The organism is Bartonella sp. MR30HLJHH (assembly GCF_042194195.1).
Lineage (GTDB): Bacteria > Pseudomonadota > Alphaproteobacteria > Rhizobiales > Rhizobiaceae > Bartonella > Bartonella grahamii.
Genome location: NZ_JBHIMO010000083.1, coordinates 1 through 1,018 on the forward strand (window position 1 = coordinate 1; position 1,018 = coordinate 1,018).

Annotated in this window: 1 protein-coding gene and 1 pseudogene; both read left to right on the forward strand. The window is 47.1% G+C overall.

Translation table 11 applies throughout. The features are described 5' to 3' along the window. A pseudogene (locus tag ACFIKR_RS09410) lies at positions 1-102 on the forward strand (phage tail protein); the annotation flags it as partial. Next, the coding region (locus ACFIKR_RS09415) for a phage late control D family protein (protein ID WP_375659657.1) at positions 102-1,018 on the forward strand (917 nt) is incomplete at its 3' end. The pseudogene ACFIKR_RS09410 and the gene ACFIKR_RS09415, both read left to right, overlap by 1 nt.

The following is a 1,018-nucleotide window of genomic DNA, read 5'->3' on the forward strand; positions in this document are numbered from 1 at the left end:
ATTGCCAAATATGGTGTGCTTTTACCGCGGGGCTTAACGGTTATTCTACCTGAATTTGTGTTGTCTAATCCCCAAAGCATGGTGAAGCGGTTATGGGATTAATGCGCACACACCCTTTTATTGTGGTCAAGGTGGGAGACAAACCTGTTCATGAGGTTTTTTACCAGCGTCTTTTAACCGCAACCATTACGGACCATGCCGGTAATGAATCCGATACATTTGAAGCAGAGTTTGATGATAGTGGCAATGATTTAGAGGTTCCACAAACGGGCAACGCTCTGCAGGTGATCTTTGGCTATGAGAACAGCATCAGTGCATTTATGGGGTGTTTTGTTGTCGAGTCAGTGGTCAGTTGTGGTGGCAGTGATGGAGAGATTTTGCGCCTTTGTGGCAAAAGTGCCTCGATGCGTAAAGAGCTCAAAGAACAGGTGAGTGAGCATTTTGATCACAAAACTGTTGGGGAGATTGTTGAGACACTCGCCAAACGCCATGGCTATCAAGCAAAGGTCAGTCCTCAGTTCACCAAACAAACTTTGCCTTATGTGATTCGTACAGATCAATCGGCTGTTGATTTTCTAACCCGCCTTGCTGACCGTATGCAGGCACGCTTTTTAATCAAGGACAATAAGTTTTTATTTTTAAGCGGTGACAATTTACCAGCACTCGACATCCATAAGCATGACTGTTCAAGTTGGGAATTCACATTAGAGCCACGCACGCAATATGGCACCATTGAAGCTTCTTATTTTGATCGCTCAAAAGGGCAGCAATGCCAAGTCAAGTATCAGACAGGGGTTAGCGGTCCCGTGCGGCGTCTTCGCACTTGTTACACTTGTGAGGAGGAAGCACGAGCTGCTGCTGCTTCCGAGTCGGACAGGTTGTGTCGTGCTGTGGGCAGTGGTTCTTTGACCCTTGAGGGACGCCCTGAAATTATGGCGGATCAACCTCTAGTGTTGCAAGGGTTTCGTGGGCAAATCAATGGACCATGGAAAGCTTCCACTGTCACCCACTGCTATGA